We start from the raw sequence: 4448 nt of genomic DNA, 5'->3' as shown, positions 1-4448 counted from the left end.
GTAGCACCTACATTCTCAAGTATCCCAACTTTAGGCCGATATGCTGCAACAGCTTCCTATAATGCACTAGCTGCAGGCACAACTGCTGGTGCTGGTTTGTTTAGCGCAGATCTATTCGACAATTGGAAAATAGATAAGACAGCATCGCAGTATTTTAAAGAAATTGGCATTTCGGCTGCAACTTCATTCGGTATTAGTGCAACAAAATCATTTTATGACTATGTTACTTGGGATAGATTAGACAAATGGGAAAAAATAGATATATTAAAAATGGAAACCAAATATGAAGATATTATATATGACCCCTCGTTACACCATTATGGAGCAGTGAACCCGATAGGTGATAAGATATATGTTGCAATAGGAGAAGATGCTTTACAGACACGCGCTTTTGCTTTGCAGACCGCAAGGCATGAGCTTAAACACATAGCAGATGTAACAATGTATTCAGACTTAGGTCAACTTTCTAATGTAAGTATAAATTATTTAGAGCTAAGAGCTTATACTGATGTAAACCTTAAATCACCGTTTATGTCAGCGAGAGGGTTTAAATGGGGAAGCTCCGTTTTAAGAAGCAAGGGATATAAACTTGGCAACAGTTACAATAGGGCACACCCATTTCGGCTTTTTATGAATCTTTTCGACCCTTTTTTCTATGAATAGCATAAAGGGATGTATATATGTTTAGGCATGTTTATATGTGTAATGTAATTTTATTATTAATGCTATTAATGACATCTCATGCAGAGCAAAATTTTGCAGATAGTTTAAATATTGAGGTAAATATTTCATCAGATACAATCACAGTAGAAAATGATGCTGTAATATGTTCCGTGTCAATTTTTAATGGTACCTGTGATACAATCGCAATTCTCAATAGAACTAGGGTCTCAACTTATAAAAATGCAAATACATGTTGGCTCTTATCAATAGAAAGACAACTATCTAAAGGGCAAAGATCTGTTCATTATAACTATCTGAATAATGCGTTCATTACACCAAAGCGACCATCAGAAGAAGAATATGTTCTTATTTTTCCGAAATGTAGTTACCAGTTTAAATTCGAATTAAGATTTTCAAAATTATACACGAATATTAGCAAATATAGAAAGAAAAACAAAGATTATGGTGTATATAAAATTACTATAGAATATAAAGATAGTTACAATATTAACAAAAATATGGTAAAGGGCATAATCAGAAGTTTGCCTGAGTATATTGAATATATGTATATAAATAATTGTAATTGATAAAATGAAAGGTAAATATTTAAATTTTGATATGATTCTATCATTTCATAATATAATGCTATCGAAAAAAAAATCCTATGAAACAATTGCGAATCTCGAGATAGATATTTTTGGCTGGTAAGAAGAATTCAACGCGATTTGGTACTGTTGCATTGCTCCATTTCTTCTTTTTTGGGAGTGTAACTGAATTTCCGGCATTGTCGTTGAATGGACCCTTTGCATACATTACAGCTACAAAACCGGGTGTTTATGTTTTTAAAATGGTCCCAGCTGAGAAAAAAGCAGATTGTAAAGGGATCGTTTACCGTGTCGGTAGAAATGGAGCTTTAGAAGAGATTTGGCAAACGAAAGGTGTTTTTGATTGTTGATAATCTTCGTGTTCATCATGCCAAACGAGTTCGATGGTGGGTAAAGAAGCATAATTCAGAGATCGAACTTTTCTATCTTCCGGCCTTTACACCTGAACGAAATTCAGATGAATATTTAAACCATGATGTAAAGATTACTTTGGGCAGCAAGCCTGCCATAAGAAATCAAAATGAATTAATGGCCCGGTTGCGCGGACATATGAAAAGCATCCAGAAAAAACCGGGAAAGATTGCCAATTTCTTTCAGCATAAACTTGTCAGGTATGCAGCATGAATCACGCCAACTTTAGTGGCAGGGATAATAATGGAAAATCCATAGTTATTAACTATGAATTAAATGCAGATAGCATAGCACTATTGGAAGCGACAAAGAGATTATATGCATGGATAGGGCCTGATTTTCCTGAAGATTTGGCTTTTTATACAAAGGAAAATTTGTGCCGGCTTGGTTCAATTACACATGAAAAATTTTCGTTTTTTAATAATGATATTGTTTCGATAAAAGAGATAAAAAGAGCAATTCCGAAGATAAAGGTTAGAAAATTTTTGACGGTATATGTAAAGGTTTTGCATTTAGGTTCCGAAAAGAAGATAAAAGTTCTATTATTTGATGCGCCATTTTAGTTTGGAAAACAAATTTTGTGTGTGTGTCAGTTGTGTTTTTTTTTCTAATCATACAATTTCCCGAATTGTCATCATAGCTTTAAAAATAAATAAACCCGCGAGACGGTTCGCTGCTTTAATGTAATAATTCCCGAAATGTCATTATATCGTTAGAACGGATATGCCTGATCAGGACTAATCTCCAGTTCCTGCATGCGGTATTCGACTGCAGGTCCGGGTCGGGCCCACGCATCTTCTGTTAAATTATAGCCTTACAAGAAAATCTGCAAAAATAGCCTTCGAGAAATCAACGACTTACGAATATATTTATTAAAGTTTTTATCAGTCCCAAGAACCGGGGATTGAAATCTTTGGTTATCGCCAGGACGGTCCCGATGGGACCTCAAGAGATGCGGTTCTCCGAACCCGGTGGAGTGGTTGTTTGTGATTTCTTTGTTACAGACATGCCGGATCTACGATCCTCCGGGAGTCGCATGAAGCAGCCATCCGTTACAGTCAGGCTACGGCATTTGGTGTGTGGTTCGGCTGTTTGCATTATAACTCCCTTCAGGAGAACAGGAATGGATGAGGGTTAGTTGCGTTTTACAATAATGCAACCTCTCCGGGGCCGGGGTGAGGAATCTTAAAGCCGGGACATTCAGCATCGGTGGTTGGCTGGTACGTAACATTCGGGCAGAACTTCTTTCTATGCCGGCCTTCCGGCATAGGCTATAATAAAGCATTTTCCTATCAGGGTTAAAGGGGATGGAATGCCCTTCAATTAGAGTCATCGCATTTAAGTATCTCTACCGGAATATAGTTTCCCATTATCGCCGGAAAAATATTTCCGATTTCGGTGAAGTATGCCCGCTCTCATAAAATCTGACCGACGATTATCACGTAATTTGATCGATTCAGGTAATCCTGCCGAGCGACTACGCGGCGAATACGGCTTTGGCCGTGGCTTTGCCCCGCACAACCTGCGCCATGCTTTCGCCACCGACCTTATCCGCTGTCTCGACTTATCGGGAGTGCAGGATGTCTCCCGGATGCTGGGGCACAAGAAGCTTGAGACCACGCAGATTTATACCCGGCTGGCGCCGATGGACTTGAAGCGGTGTCACTCTCGATATCACCCGAGAGAATAATACTCGACAAGTATAGGGACGAAAGGGTATTTTATATATATGAAAATTAAAGAAAAAGCGGTTTATCTTGATGTTTGCGCACTCGGTCGGCCGTACGATGACCAGAGTTTTATGCGTATCGAGATAGAGAGCACTGCTGTACAGTTGATTATGGTGCATGTAAAAGCTGGGCTATACCGGTTGTATTACTCGCCGGTTCATGTGCGTGAAATTAGCAGCAATCCGGACGAGATAGTAAAATCTGATTTACTGACATTGCTCTATGGTGTTGGGAAAAACGTTAAATCAATAATAAAACCGGATATGCTGGAAAAAAGAGGACGTGAACTTTTTGCGGCAGGGCTTGGTGTCGGTGATGCTTTCCATGTTGCGCATGCGGAGCAGGCCCGAGCTGTATTTATAACCTGCGATGATCGGCTGCTGAGAAAATACCGAGCCATAAAGAGCGAAATATGGTGTGGTACACCTGTTGAATTTTGTAAGAAAGAAGGCTTAATATGAAGACTGCGAAATACCTTGACGAAAAGAAAGTGGTGGAACGTGGGGTAAAAGCACTCCACCGCGAGTTGGGGCCTGTTGAAGCACGGCGATTTATTGCAATGGCTAGCCATAAGCATGAAGACAGTGTCAGCAGGCACAGAAAATGGCAGGAAGGACTTGATGCAGAAGAATTTATCGGCCAGATAATGGCTGATTATAAGAAATAGCTGAAAGCTGCAATGGTTACGGCATTAAATACATCGCCCGTGTCAATCGGAAATGATGTCCGGTACACGGGCCTTTTTCTTTTTAGTAGCCTTCCTTCTTTCGCCGCGAAAAGAAAACCTCCCGCAATCCAAGCACCATACCTCTGGCTGAAAAGACCTCCCGTTCAAAAACCGCTTCCAGGCGATTTTGGAGGTGAGCTTTACCACATCAAAAAGGAGTTTGATGAGGAGGGCGGGGATGATAGTATTCCCGGCATTGGAATGTATTATTTCGGGCTTCGTTTTTATGACCCTGAAATAGGAGACTTCAGGAGCCCGGACAAAGTAGGACAGTTCTTTAATAGTTATCAATACACAAGCCGGGATCCTATC

General features: G+C 39.8%; 6 protein-coding genes and 1 pseudogene. All 7 read left to right on the top strand.

All coding sequences use genetic code 11. The features are described from left to right. The first annotated feature begins 1360 nt into the window (after positions 1 to 1360). Positions 1361 to 1618 (top strand): hypothetical protein, encoded by a 258-nt coding sequence (locus GF401_07550; GenBank protein MBD3344900.1) that lies wholly within the window; start codon positions 1361 to 1363, stop codon positions 1616 to 1618. Beyond that, positions 1596 to 1892 (top strand): annotated as a pseudogene (locus GF401_07545) (IS630 family transposase). Before GF401_07550 ends, GF401_07545 begins: the two are co-directional and overlap by 23 nt. Beyond that, on the top strand, positions 1889 to 2242 hold the full coding sequence (locus tag GF401_07540; protein MBD3344899.1) for a hypothetical protein: 354 nt from the start codon (positions 1889 to 1891) through the stop codon (positions 2240 to 2242). Before GF401_07545 ends, GF401_07540 begins: the two are co-directional and overlap by 4 nt. An 842-nt stretch (positions 2243 to 3084) precedes the next feature. Continuing rightward, on the top strand, positions 3085 to 3369 hold the full coding sequence (locus GF401_07535) for a tyrosine-type recombinase/integrase (protein MBD3344898.1): 285 nt from the start codon (positions 3085 to 3087) through the stop codon (positions 3367 to 3369). Between the two features lie 39 nt (positions 3370 to 3408). Continuing rightward, positions 3409 to 3870, top strand: a complete 462-nt coding sequence (locus GF401_07530; protein ID MBD3344897.1) for a hypothetical protein — start codon at positions 3409 to 3411, stop codon at positions 3868 to 3870. After that, positions 3867 to 4076 (top strand): hypothetical protein, encoded by a 210-nt coding sequence (locus tag GF401_07525; protein MBD3344896.1) that lies wholly within the window; start codon positions 3867 to 3869, stop codon positions 4074 to 4076. Before GF401_07530 ends, GF401_07525 begins: the two co-directional genes overlap by 4 nt. A 12-nt stretch (positions 4077 to 4088) precedes the next feature. Continuing rightward, on the top strand, positions 4089 to 4448 hold a 360-nt coding region (locus tag GF401_07520), incomplete at its 3' end, for a hypothetical protein (protein MBD3344895.1).

This window comes from Chitinivibrionales bacterium, assembly GCA_014728215.1.
GTDB lineage: Bacteria > Fibrobacterota > Chitinivibrionia > Chitinivibrionales > WJKA01 > WJKA01.
Note: the sequence above shows the minus strand (reverse complement) of the source record. Positions and strands in the feature narration are given on the sequence as shown.